This is a genomic window from Belnapia moabensis DSM 16746, assembly GCF_000745835.1.
Lineage (GTDB): Bacteria > Pseudomonadota > Alphaproteobacteria > Acetobacterales > Acetobacteraceae > Belnapia > Belnapia moabensis.
This window is the reverse complement of the sequence record NZ_JQKB01000004.1, coordinates 187,133-205,057: the sequence shown is the minus strand read 5'-3', so window position 1 is coordinate 205,057 and position 17,925 is coordinate 187,133. Positions and strand designations below refer to the sequence as shown.

General features: G+C 69.1%; 14 protein-coding genes and 1 pseudogene. 6 read left to right on the top strand and 9 right to left on the bottom strand.

What is annotated here, in order from left to right:
- Window positions 1-89 precede the first annotated feature (89 nt).
- Window positions 90-314, bottom strand: coding sequence for a DUF6894 family protein (locus EP26_RS38565; protein ID WP_408735091.1), 225 nt, complete (start codon window positions 312-314; stop codon window positions 90-92).
- Window positions 315-435: 121 nt separating this feature from the next.
- A complete protein-coding gene (locus EP26_RS04065; protein WP_084112308.1) occupies window positions 436-2,244 on the bottom strand; it encodes a recombinase family protein in 1,809 nt (602 codons plus the stop codon).
- A gap of 131 nt (window positions 2,245-2,375) precedes the next feature.
- Between EP26_RS04065 and EP26_RS04060 the strand changes: the two are divergent.
- Together EP26_RS04060 and ggt are read left to right on the top strand one after the other, a co-directional pair.
- A pseudogene (locus tag EP26_RS04060) lies at window positions 2,376-3,812 on the top strand (YifB family Mg chelatase-like AAA ATPase); the annotation flags it as partial.
- A 31-nt stretch (window positions 3,813-3,843) separates the two neighbouring features.
- Window positions 3,844-5,514 (top strand): gamma-glutamyltransferase, encoded by a 1,671-nt coding sequence (ggt, locus tag EP26_RS04055; RefSeq protein WP_043336065.1) that lies wholly within the window; start codon window positions 3,844-3,846, stop codon window positions 5,512-5,514.
- Here the strand turns inward: ggt and EP26_RS04050 are convergent, their stop codons facing one another.
- On the bottom strand, window positions 5,515-6,645 hold the full coding sequence (locus EP26_RS04050) for a UDP-galactopyranose/dTDP-fucopyranose mutase family protein (protein WP_043336061.1): 1,131 nt from the start codon (window positions 6,643-6,645) through the stop codon (window positions 5,515-5,517).
- Window positions 6,646-6,829: 184 nt separating this feature from the next.
- Here EP26_RS04050 and EP26_RS04045 point away from each other — a divergent pair, with 184 nt between their 5' ends.
- On the top strand, window positions 6,830-7,297 hold the full coding sequence (locus EP26_RS04045) for a CreA family protein (protein ID WP_043336059.1): 468 nt from the start codon (window positions 6,830-6,832) through the stop codon (window positions 7,295-7,297).
- Here EP26_RS04045 and EP26_RS04040 read toward each other — a convergent pair.
- The 5 genes from EP26_RS04040 to EP26_RS04020 all read right to left on the bottom strand — a co-directional run bounded on the left by EP26_RS04040 (window position 7,264) and on the right by EP26_RS04020 (window position 12,349).
- On the bottom strand, window positions 7,264-8,310 hold the full coding sequence (locus EP26_RS04040) for an ABC transporter ATP-binding protein (RefSeq protein ID WP_043336056.1): 1,047 nt from the start codon (window positions 8,308-8,310) through the stop codon (window positions 7,264-7,266). The genes EP26_RS04045 and EP26_RS04040 overlap by 34 nt on opposite strands.
- Complete coding sequence (locus tag EP26_RS04035; RefSeq protein WP_043336053.1) at window positions 8,303-9,304, bottom strand: ABC transporter ATP-binding protein; 1,002 nt, start codon at window positions 9,302-9,304, stop codon at window positions 8,303-8,305. The genes EP26_RS04040 and EP26_RS04035 overlap by 8 nt, the downstream gene beginning before the upstream one ends.
- A complete protein-coding gene (locus tag EP26_RS04030) occupies window positions 9,304-10,197 on the bottom strand; it encodes an ABC transporter permease (RefSeq protein WP_245624285.1) in 894 nt (297 codons plus the stop codon). Before EP26_RS04030 ends, EP26_RS04035 begins: the two co-directional genes overlap by 1 nt.
- A gap of 21 nt (window positions 10,198-10,218) precedes the next feature.
- Window positions 10,219-11,202 carry an ABC transporter permease gene (locus EP26_RS04025; RefSeq protein WP_043336049.1) on the bottom strand — a complete coding sequence of 328 codons (984 nt, stop codon included), beginning with the start codon at window positions 11,200-11,202 and terminating at the stop codon, window positions 10,219-10,221.
- Between the two features lie 64 nt (window positions 11,203-11,266).
- Window positions 11,267-12,349 (bottom strand): AI-2E family transporter, encoded by a 1,083-nt coding sequence (locus tag EP26_RS04020; RefSeq protein WP_052388770.1) that lies wholly within the window; start codon window positions 12,347-12,349, stop codon window positions 11,267-11,269.
- A gap of 136 nt (window positions 12,350-12,485) precedes the next feature.
- On the opposite strand from EP26_RS04020, the gene otnI reads away from it, so the two are divergent.
- The 3 genes from otnI to EP26_RS04005 all read left to right on the top strand — a co-directional run bounded on the left by otnI (window position 12,486) and on the right by EP26_RS04005 (window position 15,295).
- Complete coding sequence (gene otnI / locus EP26_RS04015) at window positions 12,486-13,268, top strand: 2-oxo-tetronate isomerase (protein WP_043336048.1); 783 nt, start codon at window positions 12,486-12,488, stop codon at window positions 13,266-13,268.
- Between the two features lie 23 nt (window positions 13,269-13,291).
- On the top strand, window positions 13,292-14,179 hold the full coding sequence (locus tag EP26_RS04010; protein ID WP_043336046.1) for a 2-hydroxy-3-oxopropionate reductase: 888 nt from the start codon (window positions 13,292-13,294) through the stop codon (window positions 14,177-14,179).
- Between the two features lie 237 nt (window positions 14,180-14,416).
- Complete coding sequence (locus EP26_RS04005; protein ID WP_043336041.1) at window positions 14,417-15,295, top strand: helix-turn-helix domain-containing protein; 879 nt, start codon at window positions 14,417-14,419, stop codon at window positions 15,293-15,295.
- Here the strand turns inward: EP26_RS04005 and EP26_RS04000 are convergent, their stop codons facing one another.
- On the bottom strand, window positions 15,296-17,923 hold the full coding sequence (locus EP26_RS04000) for a bifunctional acetate--CoA ligase family protein/GNAT family N-acetyltransferase (protein ID WP_084112305.1): 2,628 nt from the start codon (window positions 17,921-17,923) through the stop codon (window positions 15,296-15,298).
- Window positions 17,924-17,925: the final 2 nt, after the last annotated feature.

Below are 17,925 nucleotides of genomic sequence, written 5' to 3'. Positions count from 1 at the left end.
CAGTCGCAGCTTCCATGGTCTTGCGGCATTTCGCTATCAGCGCTTCCAGTCGTCGATCCCCGGATCACCTTTCGGCGCTGGCCTACTGGTCACTCCTCAGAAAGCCAAATCGTCGCCAGCATCCGCCCTGCATCGTCCCAAAGTTCCAACCGCTGGCCGTCTAGCATCTTGCCTGCCCAAACCTTCGTTGTGAGAAGACTGCGTGCGGCAGCCAGAGCCTCCGCCCGGACGGCTTCGAAGCTGCAAAGCTCACACCTGCACGGTTCTTCGATCGGTCGATCACCATCGTGCGGCTTGATGATGTATCCTGCCATATCCAAGAAAAGAGTTCGTCTACCGAAAGTTCGGTACGACGCTACGCGAACGGCCGCACGGAAACTGCGTTCCCGCGGGGTTGATTTGGCTCAGACCGGTCGAGGACGGATTGCCAACAAACTATCTGCGCCTCGCGTCAGGATCGCCCCAGGAAACCTGAACGCCCTCTTCACCATTTTCATCGACGACCTCGGTGTGCGTCGCCCGCAGAAAGAACTCGCGCGCTCGCGCCAGCACTACTTCTTCGTCCTCCTCTTCTTGGCCCAGGATGTACAGCGGAGGCCCTTCTCTGAGCCGGGTGTGCTGGCCATCCTTGATGAGCGCGACGAGGACCCCGCCGTAGTGCAGATAGGCGCAATTCAGGTCAGCCTCGACTGCGATTACGTCAACCACTCCCTTGAGCGATTCGGCAAGCTTGAGGCGGGCGGCGCGGCGAACGAGCGGGTCATCGGAGTCCGCGGCCTCGCGCAGTTCTCGAACCGCTGCCAAGGCATCGGCGCTAGGTTGTTTGCCACGAAGCGTTGTGAGGTCGCGCTCCCGCTCGGCCACTCGGCGCAGCTTCTCGCTGATGCCGGCCTCTAGTCGTGCCAGAGATGCGATGATCTCCGGCCGTTTGCCGAGGTCCCCGAGTTCTTCATCGAGCGCTTCCCGGCTGCGGGTGATCTCGTCCTTAAGTTGGCCGATCTCCGCCTCGATCTGCTGCACCTGCCGTGACGCTCGGGAGGTGGGTTGGGGGATGGCGGTTTCGCCGAGATGGTCCAGAATCGGCCCTTCGAGATGGTGGTAGTTGACGTGATCCGTTATGTCGCAAACCAGTTCGTTGAACAGCGGCTCACGGCGGCGGGCGAAAGCGGCAGAGCAGACCAGCTTGTTTCCGGTCCGCCACCCTTGATAGCTGGCCAGTCGCTTGGTCGCCAGCTTGCGGCGGTCGCCCTTGTTCCGCATTATCATCGCGGATCGGCAGTGGGCACACTTGATCAGGCCGACGAAAATATTGTGGATGTTGGCTTTCGGCCCATCAGTCTTCATGCGGCCTTGGCGGACGGCGTGGACACGATCCCAGAGGGCTCGATCAATTACCGCGGGGTAGTAGCCCAGCCGCAACTCACCCGCGGCCCTAGTCCGCCGGACATCTCGCCCGTCCTTGTCCTTGGCATCATAGGAGAGATGGGGCTGGAACTCCCCCAGCACCGCACGATTCTGGAGTATTCTCGCAACGTAGCCCGTATACCACTGGCGGGCTTTTGGGCGGTTGCCGGTCTGCTCCCAAGTCGGCACCCCGCGCTCGTTTAGCTCCCGGGCAATGCGCTCTTTGCCCAATCCGTCGGCGCAGAGTTGGAATATCTCGCGGACCACATTGGCGCGGTTTTTGATTTCGATGAACTTGCCGGTGCTTTCATCCAATCGGCACCAAGCTGGGCACCATTTGGTCAGGGGTTCCTCAGTGGTGTCTCGCTTGCCCTGCCATGCCGATTTCAATCGAGTACCGAGCCGCTTTGAAAACTCGTAAGCCGCCTGCATTTTGACGACCGCGACAATAATCTGGCTCAAGCCATTTTGGACGCTCTCCATTGAGTAGCGTTGATTATCCTCCAGCGTCACAACCGTGATGTTGTGTTGCAGCAGCGTGGTGAGCAGGGCCATCGCAGCCAGGACATCTTGGCGCGAAAACCTGTCGAATGCCTCAATGAGGAGGTAGGACCCGCTAGGGATATCGCCGACTTCGACGGCTGTAACGAATCTGCCGAACGCCCCTTTCTTAACCGTTCTGCCTTTATGCGCACTTACACCGGGATCGATATAACTCGTGTCCAATGTCAAATTGTTTTCTCGGGCAAATGCGACGGCGGCTTCCCGCTGTCGTCTCAGGCTGTCGCTATCCGCCTGCTCTCGGGTGGAGAACCGAACATACGAGTAGGCTCTGGTCATTTAAGACTCACGGTTTCGTGCGGCGGAATCGCTGGACGGCTAGCTAGATCAGTGATTGCAATCGTCTCCGCCTCGGCCGTGACAACACTGTTGCGGAAGAGGTTTAACGAATCGAAACCGGCTCGACAAGTCTCATCGTCGGCCTGCCCGACAAGGCCGTGGCCGAGAGCCGCGAGCGGGTCCGCGCCACGCTGATCGGCCTCGGCCTCACCCTGCCGCCGAAGCGCGTCCTGGTGAACCTGGCCCCGGCCGACATCGTCAAGGAAGGCTCGCATTTCGACCTGCCCATCGCGCTTGGCGTGCTGGCGGCAATGGATGTGCTGCCGCGCGACCGCATGGCCCGCTACGCCGCCCTCGGCGAGCTCTCGCTGGATGGCGCCATCCGCCCGGTCAATGGTGTCCTGCCGGCGGCCCTCGGCGCCTCCGCCCGCGACCTCGGCCTGATCTGCCCGGCAAGCCAGGGTGGCGAGGCCGCCTGGGCCGGCCGCATCGAGGTCCTGGCGGCGCCCGACCTGCTGTCCCTGATGAACCACTTCCGCGGCACGCAGCGCCTGGCGCCGCCGCCACCGCCGCCGCCCCAGCCGGTGCAGGACCGCGGCTCCTGCCTCTCCGAGGTGAAGGGCCAGGAAAGCGCCAAGCGTGCCCTCGAGATCGCCGCCGCCGGCGGCCATAACCTCTTGATGGTCGGTCCGCCCGGCGCCGGCAAGTCGATGCTCGCAGCCCGCCTCCCCGGTCTGCTGCCCGACCTCTCCCCGGCCGAGGCGCTGGAAGTCAGCCTTATCCACTCCATCGCCGGCCTGCTGCGCGGTGGCCAGCTCGTCACCCGACCGCCCTTCCGCGAGCCGCATCACTCCGCCAGCCCGGCCGCCCTCATCGGCGGCGGCGGCCGCGCGAAGCCGGGCGAGATCAGCCTCGCCCACCACGGCGTCCTCTTCCTCGACGAATGGCCGGAATTCCCCCGCGCCGCGCTGGAAGCCCTCCGCCAACCGATGGAGACCGGCCGCACCACCATCAGCCGCGCCAACGCCCACGTCACCTATCCGGCCCGTTTCCAATGCATCGCGGCGATGAACCCCTGCCGCTGCGGCTATCTGGGCGATGCGCCCCGCGAATGCGGCCGCGCGCCCCGCTGCGGCGACGACTACCGCATGCGCCTCTCCGGTCCGCTGCTCGACCGCATGGACCTCGCCATCGAGGTGCTGCCCGTCCCCGCCAGCGAGCTCGCCCACGCCCCGCCGGGCGATACCAGCACCGCGGTCGCCGCCCGCATCGCTACCGCCCGCCAGCGACAGCGCGACCGCTACGGCGAGGCCGGCCCCCGCTGCAACGCCGCCGCCGAGGGCGCCGTGCTGAAGCGCGGCCTCCAGGCCGAACCCGCCGCCCGTCAGCTGGCCGAGCAGGCGGCCGACCGCCTCCGCCTCTTGGCCCGCGGCTATACCCGCATGCTCCGCGTCGCCCGCACCATCGCCGACCTCGCGGGATGCGAAATCGTCATGCGTGCCCATCTCGCGGAGGCGCTGGCCTTCCGCCACCGCGCTCCGGTTCCCGCCGCTGCCGTTGGCGGGTAGAAGCCGAAAGACAGCCCCGCCCAGGAGCACCATGGCCCGCCTCGTCCTCCTGCTCCTCTGCCTCGCCCTCCCCGCCCAGGCCCAGCGCCAGATGGTGGTGGCTGCCCACCCCATGGCCGCCGAAGCCGGCCTCGCCATGCTCCGCGCCGGCGGCAACGCTGTGGATGCCGCCATCGCCGCTCAGGCCATGCTCACCCTGGTCGAGCCGCAAGCCTCCGGCATCGGCGGCGGCGCGCTGATGCTCCACTGGGATGCCGCCACCCGCCGCCTCGCCGCCTGGGACGGCCGCGAAACCGCCCCCGCCGCCGCGTCCCCCAGCCTTTTCCTCCGCGACGGCCAGCCCATGGGCTTCCACGAGGCCGCGGTCGGCGGCCGCGCCGTCGGCGTTCCCGGCGCCCTCCGCATGCTGGAAGCCGTCCACAAGCGCCAGGGCCGGCTGCCCTGGGCCCAGCTCTTCGCTCCCGCCATCGCCGCGGCCGAGGCCGGCTTCACCGTCGCTCCTCGCCTCGCCGCCCAGATCGCCGCCGATGCAGAGCGCCTCCGCCGCGATCCGGCGGCCCGCGCCTATTTCCTTCCCAACGACAAGCCCCTCGCCGAAGGCAGCCGCCTGCGCAACCCGGTATTGGCCGCCACGCTCCGCGCCATCGCCGAACAGGGCGCCGATGCCCTCCACCGCGGCCCCATCGCCGCCGAGATCGCCGCCGCCGTCCGCGGCCATGCCAATCCTGGCCTGCTCACCACCGACGACCTCGCCGGCTACGCCCCGGTGGAACGCCAGCCCGTCTGCGGCCCCTATCGCGCCAACACCGTCTGCTCCATGCCGCCGCCGAGCTCGGGCGGCGTCGCCGTCCTGCAGATCCTCGCCATGCTTGGTCACCAGGACATGCAGCTCGACCCACGCAGCCTGGACGCCGCGCATTTTCTCGGCGAGGCTGGCCGCATCGCCTTCGCCGACCGCAACCGCTACCTCGCCGATGCCGACCACGTCCCCGTCCCGGTCCGCGGCCTGCTCGACCCGACCTACCTGACGATTCGCGCCCAACTCATCGACCGCGACCACGCCCTCGCCACGCCGCGCCCCGGCAACCCGCCCTGGCAGGGCGGCGCACCGCTCGCCTCGCAGCCGCCGCAGCCGGAGCACGGCACCAGCCACATCTCCATCGTCGATGCAGCCGGCAACGCCATCTCGCTCACCACCACCATCGAGGACGTCTTCGGCGCCCGAGTGATGGTCTGCGGCTTCCTGCTCAACAACGAGCTGACCGACTTCTCCTTCCTCCCCGAGATCGACGGCCGCCCCGTCGCCAACCGCGTCGGCCCCGCGAAGCGCCCCCGTTCCTCCATGTCACCGAGCATCGTCTTCAACGCCGAGGGCCAGCCCGTCGCCCTGCTCGGCTCGGCTGGCGGCTCGCGTATCATCGGCCATGTCGCGCAGACGCTGGTGGCGATGCTCGATTGGGGGATGGAGCCTCAGGCCGCCGTCTCCCTCCCCCGCATCGGCGCGCTGAACGCGACGCTGGAGCTGGAAGCCGGCACCAGCGCCGCCGCCCTCGCCCCGGCGCTCGAGGCGCGCGGCTTCCCGGTCGATGTGCGGGTGATGAATTCCGGCCTCACCGCCATCCGCATCCTGCGCGAGCCGGATGGCGTGCGCCTGCAAGGCGGCGCCGACCCACGGCGGGACGGCGTCGCCGCTGGCGAGTGACTACTTCCGCGCCTCGATCCACTTGTCGACATGCGCCAGCGACTGGTTGATGACCTGGTGCATGTCCAGATACTGGTAGGTCCCGCAGCGCCCGATGAAGCTGCACTCGCCCGCCCGCTCGGCCAGCGCCTTGTACTTCTCGTAGACCGCCTGGTAGCGCCCGTCGCTGGTCTTCACCGGGTAGTACCGCTCCATATTGTTGTCGCGGTAGTCGCAGGGCTCCTCCGCGGTCAACGTCTTCCGCCCCGTCTGCCGCACCACATGATCCGGGATGCGCGACCAGTCCGTCTCCCGCGTCAGCGGCCCGGCATCGGTGAAGTTGATCGTCGTCGCATAGCCGACCCCATGCTCCGCCGGCACCTCCCGATGATGGAAGCGGATGGAGCGATAGGGCAGCGGTCCGTATTCGTACCCGAAATACTCGTCGATCGGCATGCTGTTGAAGCAGTGGTCGAACTCGCGCAGCATCGCCTTGTCGAACTCCCGCCCCGTCTCCACCCGAATCAGCGGATGGTCGAGGATGCGCTCGAAGGCCTTGGTGTAGCCGCCGCGGAACATGAACTGGTACTGGTCGTTCGGGAAATACCGGTCCTCGTCATCGAAGCGGATGGGGATGCGCTTCACCACCGAGGCATCCATCTCCTCGAGGTCCATCTCCCACATCTTCTTCGTGTAAGGCCGGAAGAAGAGGTCGGTCAGGTCCGGCCCGATCTGCGACAGCAGATGCTCCGCCGCATTGGCCGGCGCCTCGATCGGCACGGCCAAGCTGCGGAGCAAGGCCTGTGCCGCCTCCGCATCCGGCAGATCGACGCGGAACAACCCTTCCAGCGTCCGCCGGTTGATCGGCATCGGCAGGCATCGCCCATCGGCCAGCAGAGCCTCCACCTTGTGCTCATAGGGCACGAATTCGGTGAAGCGGCTCAACCAGTCCACTACCGTCTTGTTGTTGGTATGGAACAGATGCGGCCCGTAGCGGTGGATGCGGATGCCGTTCTCCCCCACCTCGTCGAAGGCATTGCCCGCGATATGCGGCCTGCGGTCGATGACTTGGCAGCGATAGCCGGCCTCGGCGAGCTGCCGCGCGAAGACGGCGCCGGCGAACCCCGCACCGACGATGAGGATGGACTGCAACCGAGGGCTCCTTCCGCAGGCTTCCGGCCCCGATCGGGGCCGACGCCAGCGCAAACAGCCCGCGCCTGCAAATGTTGCACCCGCTCACAGCCACGTTTGCGCGGGCGGGGGAACCCGGCGCGCCCGCGCAACCTTCGCCGCCGGCCTTCGTTCACCGGCAGATACGAACTCGAGAGGCTTCCCGATGCGCGTCCCCGCTCTGCTCCTCGCCCTGCTCGTCTCGCTGCCGGCGGCAGCGGCGGAGGAGACCAAGGAGATCGGCCATGTGAACACGGCCATCACCAATCTCGGCCTGACCCGAAGCCACCGCGTCGTGGTGGAGCGCTTCGACGACCCGGATGTGCAGGGCGTCTCCTGCTACATCAGCCAGGCCCGCACCGGTGGCGTCTCCGGCATGGTCGGCCTCGCCGAGGACCCGGCGCGCTTCGCCCTTTCCTGCGTGACCACCGGCACCGTGCGCGTGACGGACGGCGCCCGCCGCGGCCAACGCGGCGAGAATGTCTACGAGAGCAACACCAGCCTCTTCTTCAAGGAAACGCGCGTCCACCGCTTCCTCGACGAGGAGCGCGGCGTCGTCGTCTACATGGCCTGGTCGACCAAGCTGGTGGACGGCTCGCCCTACAACGCCGTCGCGGTCGTACCGATCCGCTGAGCCGCCGGCAGGCCGCCATCCCGACCCTCTTCCACCGCATGGCAGGCGGTGAGGCTCTGCTCCGTCGCCCGCGCCGGGATCAGCCCCGGCCGCTCCGCCTTGCAGCGGTCATTGGCGAGCGGGCAGCGGGGATGGAAGGGGCAGCCCGAGGGCGGGCTGATCGGGCTCGGCACCTCGCCACCGACCGGGATGCGCTGCCGCCCGGTCATCTCCAAGTCGGGGATCGCCTCCATCAGCGCCCGCGTGTAGGGATGGCGCGGCGTGGTGAAGAGCGTCTCTGCCGGCGCCAGCTCCACCAGCCGCCCGAGATACATCACCCCGATCCGGTCGCTCACCTGCCGCACCACGGCGAGGTTGTGGCTGATGAAGAGATAGGTGAGGCCAAGCCGCGCCTGCAAATCCTTCATGAGGTTGAGGATCTGCGCCTGCACGGAGACATCGAGCGCAGAGGTCGGCTCGTCGCAGACGAGGAAATCCGGGTTCGAGGACAGCGCGCGCGCGATCGAGATGCGCTGCCGCTGCCCGCCGCTGAACTCATGCGGGAATTTCTCGCCGTCCAGCGGCGAAAGCCCGACCTGGGTCAGCAGCTCCGCCACCTTCGCCTGCTGCGCCGCCGCGCTCGGCGTCATGCCGAAGGCGCGGATCGGCTCGGCGACGATGTCCTTCACCCGCCAGCGTGGATTGAGCGACGCATAGGGGTCCTGGAAGATCATCTGCATGCGTCGGCGCTGCTCGGCGATGGCGCGCGCCCGCTCCAGTTCCATCCCCTCGAAGCGCACATGCCCCCGGCTTGGCGGATAGAGCCCCACCACCAGCCGCGCCACGGTCGACTTGCCGCAGCCGCTCTCGCCGACCAGCGACAGCGTCGTCCCGCGCGGAATGGCGAAGGAGATGCCGTCAACCGCCCGCAGAATGCGCTTGCCCTCGCCGGCGAGCACCCGTTGCAGCCAGGGCCGCGAGACATCGAAATAGCGCGCGAGGTCCTCGACCTCGAGGATCGGCGTCTCAGCCATGACGCATCGCCTCCGGCGCATGTTTCTCCGAGGCCGCGTCATAGAGCCAGCAGGCCGCCTCCGTCGCACCCGTCGCCAGCAGCGCCGGCCGCTCCACCAGGCAGCGGGCGAAGACCTCCGGGCAGCGCGGGTTGAAGGCGCAGCCGCGGGGAATGGCCGACAGCCGCGGCATCGCCCCGTCGATCTGCGCCAGATGCTCCACCTTGCGGTCGAGCGGCGGGATGGAGGCCATCAGCCCCGCCGAATAGGGATGCTTCGGGTGCTTCACCACCTCCCGCACCGGCCCGATCTCGGCGATGCGCCCGGCATACATCACCGCAACGCGGTCAGCGGTCTCGGCGATCACGCCCATGTCGTGGGTGACCAGCATCATCGAGGTGCCCTTGTCCCGCGCCAGCCCCTTCAGCAGCGCGATCACCTGCGCCTGGATCGACACATCGAGCGCCGTCGTCGGCTCATCGGCGACGATGAGCTTCGGCTCGGCGCAAAGCGCCAGCGCGATCACCACGCGCTGCCGCATCCCGCCCGAGAACTCGTGCGGATAGCTGTCCACGCGCTGCGCCGCCGCCGGAATGCCCACCATCTCCAGCCAGCCGATCGCCCGCTTCCGCGCCTCGGCGCCATCCAGGCCGAGATGCGTCCGGATCGTCTCCACCAGTTGCTCGCCCACCGTATAGAGCGGGTTCAGCGTCGTCAGCGGGTCCTGGAAGATCGCGCCGATCTCCCGCCCGCGGATGCGCCGCATCTGGTCGTAGCGCAGGTTGTCGATGCGCTTGCCGTTCAGCAGGATCTGCCCGCCGGCGATCCGCCCCGGCGGCTCCAGGAGGCCGATGATCGCCGCCCCCGTCATCGACTTGCCGGCGCCGGACTCGCCGACCACGCCCAGCACCTCGCCCGGCGCGATCGAGAAGGAGACGCCGTCGAGCGCAGTGAGGATGCCGCGCCGCGTCGGGAATTCGACGCGCAGGTCGCGGACTTCGAGCAAGGGGGCCATCAGCGGAGCCTCGGATTCAGCGCATCGCGCAGCCAGTCGCCGAGCAGGTTGACCGACAGCACCATGGCGATGAGCGCAATGCCGGGGAAGATGGCGATCCACCATTCCCCGGAGAAGAGGAAGTCGTTGCCGATACGGATGAGTGTCCCCAGCGAAGGCTGGGTCTGCGGCACGCCCGCACCGAGATAGGAAAGCGTCGCCTCAGAGATGATGGCGTTGGAGAGCCCGAGCGTCGCGATCACCAGCACCGGCCCGAGCACGTTCGGCAGCACATGGGTCAGCATGATCCTGAGTTGCGAGATGCCGATCACCCGCGCCGCCAGCACATATTCCTTGTTCCGCTCGACCAGCGTCGAGCCGCGCACGGTGCGGGCGAATTGCGGCCAGGCGCTGATGCCGATGGCGAAGATGACGACGAAGAGCGCCACCCGGTCATGCACGTCCGACGGCAGGGCGGCGCGGGCGATGCCGTCCACCAGCAACGCGATCAGGATGTTGGGGAAGGTGAGCTGGATATCGGCGATGCGCATCAGCAGCCCGTCCACCGCTCCGCCCGCATAGCCGGCCAGCAGCCCGACCGAGACCCCAACCACCATCGAGAAGAGCACCGCGCAGAAGCCGACCAGCAGCGAGACCCGCGCGCCGTACATGATCGCCGAGAGCACGTCCCGCCCCTGGTCGTCCGACCCGAGCGGATAGGCCGCGTCCCCCTCCGCCGCCCAGGCCGGCGGCTTGAAGGCGTCGATCAGGTTGAGCGTCGCCACGTCGAAGGGGTTGTGCGGCGCGAGCAGCGGCGCCAGCACCGCGCCGAGGACGCAAATCAGCGCCACCACCGCCGAGATCACGGTAACGGGCGAGCGTCGGAACGACCAGAACAGGTCGCTGTCGATCATGCGTGCAATCGCGGCCATCGCTCAGTGCCCCCGCTTCGCGCCACCGACCCGAAGCCTCGGGTCCACGGCGTAGTAGAGCAGGTCGACCACCAGGTTGATGGTGACGAAGACCAGCGCGATCAGCATCAGATAGGCCGCCATCACCGGGATGTCGGCGGAGTTCACCGACTGGATGAAGAGCAGCCCCATCCCCGGCCACTGGAACACCGTCTCGGTAACAATGGCGAAGGCGATGATGCCGCCGAGCTGCAACCCGGCGACTGTGATCACCGGCACCAGCGTGTTCTTCAGCGCATGGCCGAAATTGATCGCCCGGTTCGCCAGGCCTCGCGCCCTGGCGAATTTGATGTAGTCCGTCCGCAGCACCTCCAGCATCTCCGCCCTGACCAGCCGCATGATGAGCGTCAGCTGGAACATCCCGAGCGTGACCGAGGGCAGCACCAGCGCCTTGAGCCCCGAGACGGTCAGCAGCCCTGTGCTCCACCAGCCGAGCTGCACCGTATCCCCCCGCCCGAAGCTCGGCAGCCAGCCGAGCCAGACCGAGAAGACAAGGATCAGCAGGATGCCGATCAGGAAGGTCGGCAGCGAGACGCCGATCAGGCTGAAGGTGAGGAAGAAGCGGCTCAGCCAGGAATTCCGGTAGAGCCCGGTATAGACCCCCATCGGCACGCCGATGCAGAGCGAGACCAGCGCGGCGCAGAAGGCCAGTTCCAGCGTCGCCGGCGCCCGCTCCTCGATCAGCTCGGCGACCGGTCGCGACAGGCGGTAGGAGAGGCCGAACTCCCCATGCAACGCATTCCAGATAAATTTGCCGAACTGCACGAAGAAGGGCTGGTCGAGCCCGAGGCTCGCCACCAGCGCCTGCCGCTGTTGCTCGGTGAAGTCCTGGCCGAGCATGATCGCCACCGGGTCGCCGACATAGGCGAACATGGCGAAGCTGATCAGCGCCACCACCGCCATGACCGGCAAGGCCTGGAGGATGCGCGAGATGATGAAGGCAAGCATTCGGGGGCCGTCCCTGCGGGCTTTTCCGCCCCTATAGGCCGCGGCCTTGCGTGACGAAAGGGTGTCAGCCGGTCCTTCCGCTCCCTTCTGCCCCTTCGGTCGCCCAATCCTTCAACAAGGTGAACCCGACGGCGAGCAGCACCGGCCCCAGGAACAGGCCAAGGAAGCCGAAGGCAAACACCCCGCCCAGCGCGCCCAGCAAGGTCAGCAGCAACGGCAGATCGGCCCCCCTCGAGATCAGCCAGGGCCGGATCACATTGTCCGCGCTGCTGATGCCGAAGGCCCCGTAGAGCCCAAGGAAGATCGCCCAGCCCGTCGAGCCCTGGCTGAACAGCCAGAGCGTCGCCGGGATCCAGATAAGCGGCGCCCCGACCGGCATGATGGAGATGACACCCGCCACCACGCCCAGCAGCACCGGCCGCGGCACGCCGGAAATCCAAAGGCCGAAGGCCGTCATCAACCCCTGCACCAGGGCGGTGCCGAGCAGCCCATAGACCACCCCCCGGGTCACGTCCCCGGTCAACGCCACCAGGCGCCGCGTTCGGTCCCCGGCCAGCCGCTGCAGCGCCGCCTCGCTCCGCCGGGCAATGGAGGGTCCGTCCCGGTAGAGGAAGAAGGCGAGGAAGATCGCCACCAGCAGTTCGGCGATGCCGGAGAGCACCGCCAGCAGCACCGCCAGCGCATTCTGCGCCAGCGTCCCCGCATAGGGGCCAACCATCTCGGCGAGGCCCGACAGGCCGAAATCCACCCCCTCCACATACTCGGCGAGGTAGGCGCCGATAAGAGGCAGGTTGCCGAGCCAGGTGCCGAGCCCGGGCATGCCCTGGGTCAGGAAGGTCTCCACCGCATGGCGAAGCCCCTCCACATCCTCGCGCTTCGTCGGCGTGGCGAAGACCAGCGGCAGCCCGATCAGCAGGAATTCCGCCGTTACCATCACCCCGGCGGCGAGGCCGGGCGACAGCCCCGTCCGTTCCCGCAGCATCCGGTAGGCCGGCCAGGTCGAGAAGACGAGGATCGCCGCCCAGAGCAGCGAGGAGAGGAAGGGCCGGAGCACCAGCAGGCAGCCCACGGCCAGCGCGAGGGCCGCGAGCAGGCCGAGCAGGGCGGCGGGAGTGAAGCGCTCGGACTGGATGCGTCGGTCGGTCATGGCCGCTCCGTATCATCCCCGAGGGGGCGGCGCATCCCTCCCCGGGATCGCCCTGGCGCCAGTAGCCAGCGCCGCCGCGCCCCGGTAGCTTGCGCCGCGACTGCTATAGCAGCTTGTATCCAGTGGGAGGGGGACCATGCCGCGCTTTGCCGCCAACCTGTCGATGATGTTCAACGAGGTGCCCTTCCTCGACCGCTTCGCCCGAGCCCGGGCGGCCGGCTTCGAGGCGGTGGAATTCCTCTTCCCCTATGACTTCCCCGCCGCCGAGATCGCCACGCGGCTGAAGGACAGCGGTCTCTCCCAGGTGTTGTTCAATGCCCCACCCGGCGACTGGGCGGCCGGCGAGCGCGGCCAAGCCGCCCTGCCCGGCCGCCAGGCCGAGTTCCGCGAGGGGGTGAAGCGCGCCCTCGACTACGCCGCCGCCCTCGCCTGCCCCCGGCTCCATCTCATGGCCGGCCTCACGCCCGCCGGCGTCGCGCGCGACACGCTGCTCTCGGTCTATGCCGCCAACCTCGCCTGGGCCGCCGAGGAATGCGGCAAGGCCGGCGTGCTGCCGGTGATCGAACCGATCAACCATCGCGACATCCCCGGCTTCTTCCTCAACACCACCGACGAGGCGGCCGCCATCATCCACGCGGTGGGCGGCCCGGCGCGGCTCGGCCTGCAGTTCGACCTCTACCACTGCCAGATCACCGAGGGCGACCTGGTGAAGACCGCCGAGCGCCACATGCCGCTGATCGCGCACATGCAGGTGGCCGACAATCCGGGCCGCAACGAGCCCGGCACCGGCGAGGTCAACTGGCCCTTCGTCTTCCAGGCGATCGACCAGCTTGGCTTCCGCGGCTGGATCGGCTGCGAGTACCGCCCCAAGGGCGAGACCGAGGCCGGCCTCGGCTGGTTCGCCCCCTACAAGTCCTGACCAGAGAAAAGGATCAGCCACATATGAAGATCGGCTTCATCGGCCTCGGCATCATGGGCAAGCCCATGGCCGGCCACCTCAAGACCGCCGGCCACGAGGTCATCGTCCCGGAGCGCAAGAGCCTCGATGGCGAGTCCCGCGCTGCCTTCACCGTCGTGGCGGACGCGACGGCGGTGGCCAAGGCCGCCGAGGTCATCATCCTGATGGTGCCTGACACCCCCGATGTGGAAGCCGTCCTCTTCGGCCCCGGCGGCGTCGCGGCGGGCCTGTCGCAGGGCAAGCTGGTCATCGACATGTCCTCGATCAGCCCGACCGCCACCAAGACCTTCGCCGAGAAGGTGAACACCCTGGGCGCCGACTACCTCGACGCCCCTGTCTCCGGCGGCGAAGTCGGCGCCAAGCAGGCGAGCCTCACCATCATGGTCGGCGGCGAAGAGGCGGCCTTCGCCCGCGCCAAGCCCCTGTTCGAGGCGATGGGCAAGAACATCACCCTCGTCGGCCCGAACGGCGCCGGCCAGACGACCAAGGTCGCCAACCAGATCATCGTCGCCCTCACGATCGAGGCGGTAGGCGAGGCCCTGGTCTTCGCCAGCAAGGCCGGCGCCGACCCGGCCAAGGTGCGTCAGGCGCTGATGGGCGGCCTCGCCACCTCCCGCATCCTAGAACTCCATGGCGAGCGGATGATCAAGCGGACCTTCAACCCCGGCTTCCGCATCGTCCTGCACCAGAAGGACCTGAACCTCGCCCTGACCTCGGCGAAGGAGCTCGGCGTGGCGCTTCCCAACACCGCCGCCACCCAGCAGCTCTTCTCCGCCTGCATCGCCGCCGGCGGCGGCCAGCTCGACCATTCCGGGCTGGTGAAGGCGCTGGAGACCATGGCCGCCCACCCCGTGGCCCCTGACGCCGGCTGAACAAGCCACTTGGCCGCACGCGCTATGCGTGTGCGGCCTTCCTGGCCCACATCCCATGCGCTTGCGCCATGTATGAACATGTCGCAAAAGTCGCCACGACTTGATTTCGTCAGGAGAGGCGGGCAAGGTTTTTTTGCGAGTCCCATGCGGGGCGCGAGATATCTTCTCAAAAACCTAACCATTCTATGGTCGAATCACTTCGCCAGGATGGCAAGGTGTGGGAAGCCGGAGGCTAGGATGCGGTTTGCGGATATCGGGCAGCAATTGCGGGCCTATCGCCTGGAATCGGGCCTCAGGGCGGAAGAGATCGCGGCCCGCCTCGGCGTCTCCCGCGCCGCCCTCTACCGCTACGAAAAGGGCGAGGTCATCAAGCTGGACACGATCCGGCGCCTCGCCGAACTGCTGAAGATCTCGCCTCTCTCCCTGCTCGGGATCGGCGTCGAATATTTCTCCCGCCCCGTCGCCTTCCAGGAGCGGCTGCGGCAGGTCGAGGAACAGGCCGACCAAATCCTCATGGTCGGGGGCGCCCTCTGCTACCAGGTCTCGACCGACGCCTTCGAAGGAGCCCTGACCGAGGCCTGGACCGAGGCGGCCGACGCCGCGCCCGACCGCGTCCCCGCCCGCTCCATGGCCGACCAGGCGCTAGGCCTGCTCACCGCCCGCAAGAAGCTGCATCAGCAGCGCCGTCCCAACATCATTGGCATCCTGTCGGAAGCCTCGCTACGCCGCTTCCTGCAGGATGGCGTCGCTGCCGGCATCCCGCTCTCGGAGCGCACCCGCTCTCGCTGCCGCGCCGCCGCCCAGGCCGAGGCGGAGAGCATCGCCACCATGATGGAGAGCGTGCCCATTGGCCTGCAGCTCGGCCTCACCTCGGGGCCGGATCCCGCAGGCGCCTTCATCGTGCTGCGCGGCCGCGACCGCGCTCATGTCGTCGGCAGCCCCTTCCCGCCCGATGCGCCGCCGACGGCCGGACTCGGCGTCGCCATGATCACCGCGGCGGACGAGGCCATCTCCGTCCATCAGCGCGTCGCCGAAACCGCGTGGCGCGACGCGCTGAAGGGCGCCGCCGCCGCCGCCCGGGTGCGCGAACTCATCTCCGCCACCCGCGCCGCCTGATCACAACGCCAGCCGCGCCTCCATCACATCCTCCTCCTCCGGCGAGCGCCGGAGGCTGAAGCCGAGTTTGCGGACGAAGGCCAGCATTGGCCGGTTATCGGCCAGGACCTGGCCAGCGACTTCCGTCACCCCCACGGCGCGGCCCCATTCGAACAGCCGCTCCATCAGGTGGCGCCCGAGCCCCTGCCCCTTCATAGCCGGCTCGACGATCACCGCGAATTCCGCCGCCGGTGCCACCGGGTCGCGGATGAGCCGTGCCACGCCACGGATCGCCCCGGCCTCGTCGCAGCCGATGAAGGCCATCTCCCGGTCATAGTCGATCTGGGTGAGGCGGGCCGTCAGCGCCGGCGACATCTCCCGCAGCGGCGAGAAGAAGCGCCGCCGGATGTCCTCAGGGTCGAGGCGCCGGAAGGCCTCACCCAGCGCCGCCGCATCCTCCGGCCGGATCGGGCGGATGGCCAGCACCTCACCCGACCGGGCGTGGAACGGCCGCTCCAGCTCCGCCGGGTAAGGCGGGATCGCCAGCTCCCCAGCCTCGCCCGCCGGCCGCAGCGCCAGCTTCGCATCGACAGCCAGCACTCCTTGGGCATCGGCGAAGAGCGGGTTGACCGTGAGCCCCGCGACCTCCGGGAAATCGACCGCGATCTGCGACAGCCGCACCAGCGCCTCCGCCACCGCTCCCCGGTCCGCCGGGCGATGGTCACGGAAGCCGCCCAGCAGCCGCGATGTGCGCGAGCGGCCGATCAACTGGTCCGCCAGCGCCAGGTTGAGCGGTGGCAGGTCATGCGCCTCGTCAGCCGCGAGATCGGCCGCCGTCCCCCCCTGGCCGAAGCCGATCCAGGGCCCGAACATCGCATCCTCGCCAAGCCTGAGGCGCAGCTCCAGCGCCCGCGCCGCCTGCCGCTGCACCAGCAGCCCGTCGACCTGCACTTCCGGCCGCACCGCCCGGATGCGCGCCAGCATCGCCTCCGCCGCCGCCCGCACCGCGCCCGGGCTGGCGAGGTCGGTCACCACGCCGCCGACATCGCTCTTGTGCGGCAGGTCCGGGCTGAGAACCTTCAGCACCACCGGGAAGCCGAGCATGGCGGCCGCATCCGCCGCCTCCGCCGGCCCCTCGGCATGGCGCCCCGGCACCGTCGGGACTCCATAGGCGGCGAGCACGCCGAGCGCCTCCTCCGCCGTCAGCGCCCGCCGCCCTGCCGCCCGCGCCAGGGCGAGGATGCGCCGCACCGCCGCCCGGTCTGGCGCAAGGTCCAGCACCTCGCGCGAAGGCAGCTCCGCCGCCGCCGCCCTGTTCCGCCGATCGGCGGTCAGATGCATCGCCCCCCGCGCCGCCGCCTCGGGCGTGGCGAAGACGGCAAGCCCCGCCTCCGCCATCCGCTGCCGCTGCCGCCCGGCCGTCGCCTGCCCGGCCCAGCCGACGAGAATCGGTGCCGCCCGCCCCGCCCCGGTCTTCGCCGCGGCGATCATCGCCTCCGCCGCCGCATCTGCCGCCTCGGGCGGCGCTTCCCCCGGCGCCGGGGCATGCAGGGCGAGCACCGCATCCACCTCCGGCAGCCCGGCCAGCATCGCCGCCGCCTCGGCCAGCCGCGGCCCCGCCGCCGGCCCGAGCGAGAGCGGGTTGCCTGCCACCCATCCCGGCGGCAGCAGCATGCCGAAGGCGACGAGCGATTCCGGCCGCAACTCGGCCAGGCACCCGCCCCCGGCGATCACCGCATCGGCGGCCAGATGCCCGAGCCCGATCCCATTGGTGACGATGGCGACCCGTGCTTCCCGCACCCCCGGCCGCAGCCTGACACGCGCCAGCGTCTCCGCCGCCGAGAGCAGGTCCTCGAGCCCTGAGACCCGCAGCACCCCGGCGCGGCGCAGCGCCGCCTCCATCACCGCATCGGCCAGCCCCGAGGCATCCCCGCTCCGCCCCCCGGCCCGGATCGCCATCACCGGCCGCGTTCGGGCCGTTGCCCGCGCCGCCGAGACGAAAGCCCGCCGGTTCCTGACGCGCCTGAGGTCGAGCAGCACCGCCCCCGTCCCCGCATCCCGCGCCAGCCAATCGAGCGAGGCGGCGAAGCCGAGCGTCGCATTGCCGCCGATGCCGACCACATGGCTGAAGCCGAGCTTCTCCGCCGCCGCCCAATCGAGCACCGCCCGCGCCAGCGCCGCCGATTGCGTCACCAGCGCCAGCCGCCCCGGCGCCGGCGGCATATGCGAGAGCGAGGCATTCAGCCCGATCGCCGGGATGCAGAGGCCGAAGCTCCCCTGCCCCAGCGCCCGCACCCCAGTCCGCACGGACATGCCGGCCAGATCCGGCGCCGGCCCCGGCACGATGGCGGCGAAGCACCCCCGCCGCGCCAGCGCCGCCATCGCGGACTCCAGCGCCGCGGGCGGCAGGCAGAGCACGGCAAGATCCGGCGCCTCCGGCAGCGCCTGGATCGAATCGGCCGGCAACAGCCCCGGCACCGCCATCCCCACCGCATAGGCCCGCCCCTGGAAACCGCCCGCGGCGATATTGGCGGCCAGGACCGCCGCCTCCGGCTGCACGGGGTTCGCCAGCAGCACCAAGCTCCGGGGCCGGAACAGGGAACTCGCCTGATAGCCGGGGGAGAGGCTGCGCGTGATCATCATCGACATGG

Coding starts and splice junctions, on each gene's coding strand:
- EP26_RS04065 (WP_084112308.1), bottom strand. CDS start 2,244: ATGACCAGAGCCTACTCGTATGTTCGGTTCTCCACCCGAGAGCAGGCG.
- EP26_RS04030 (WP_245624285.1), bottom strand. CDS start 10,197: ATGATCGACAGCGACCTGTTCTGGTCGTTCCGACGCTCGCCCGTTACC.
- EP26_RS04040 (WP_043336056.1), bottom strand. CDS start 8,310: ATGGCTGAGACGCCGATCCTCGAGGTCGAGGACCTCGCGCGCTATTTC.
- EP26_RS04045 (WP_043336059.1), top strand. CDS start 6,830: ATGCGCGTCCCCGCTCTGCTCCTCGCCCTGCTCGTCTCGCTGCCGGCG.
- EP26_RS04010 (WP_043336046.1), top strand. CDS start 13,292: ATGAAGATCGGCTTCATCGGCCTCGGCATCATGGGCAAGCCCATGGCC.
- EP26_RS04005 (WP_043336041.1), top strand. CDS start 14,417: ATGCGGTTTGCGGATATCGGGCAGCAATTGCGGGCCTATCGCCTGGAA.
- EP26_RS04035 (WP_043336053.1), bottom strand. CDS start 9,304: ATGGCCCCCTTGCTCGAAGTCCGCGACCTGCGCGTCGAATTCCCGACG.
- otnI (WP_043336048.1), top strand. CDS start 12,486: ATGCCGCGCTTTGCCGCCAACCTGTCGATGATGTTCAACGAGGTGCCC.
- EP26_RS04020 (WP_052388770.1), bottom strand. CDS start 12,349: ATGACCGACCGACGCATCCAGTCCGAGCGCTTCACTCCCGCCGCCCTG.
- EP26_RS04000 (WP_084112305.1), bottom strand. CDS start 17,923: ATGTCGATGATGATCACGCGCAGCCTCTCCCCCGGCTATCAGGCGAGT.
- EP26_RS04025 (WP_043336049.1), bottom strand. CDS start 11,202: ATGCTTGCCTTCATCATCTCGCGCATCCTCCAGGCCTTGCCGGTCATG.
- ggt (WP_043336065.1), top strand. CDS start 3,844: ATGGCCCGCCTCGTCCTCCTGCTCCTCTGCCTCGCCCTCCCCGCCCAG.
- EP26_RS38565 (WP_408735091.1), bottom strand. CDS start 314: ATGGCAGGATACATCATCAAGCCGCACGATGGTGATCGACCGATCGAA.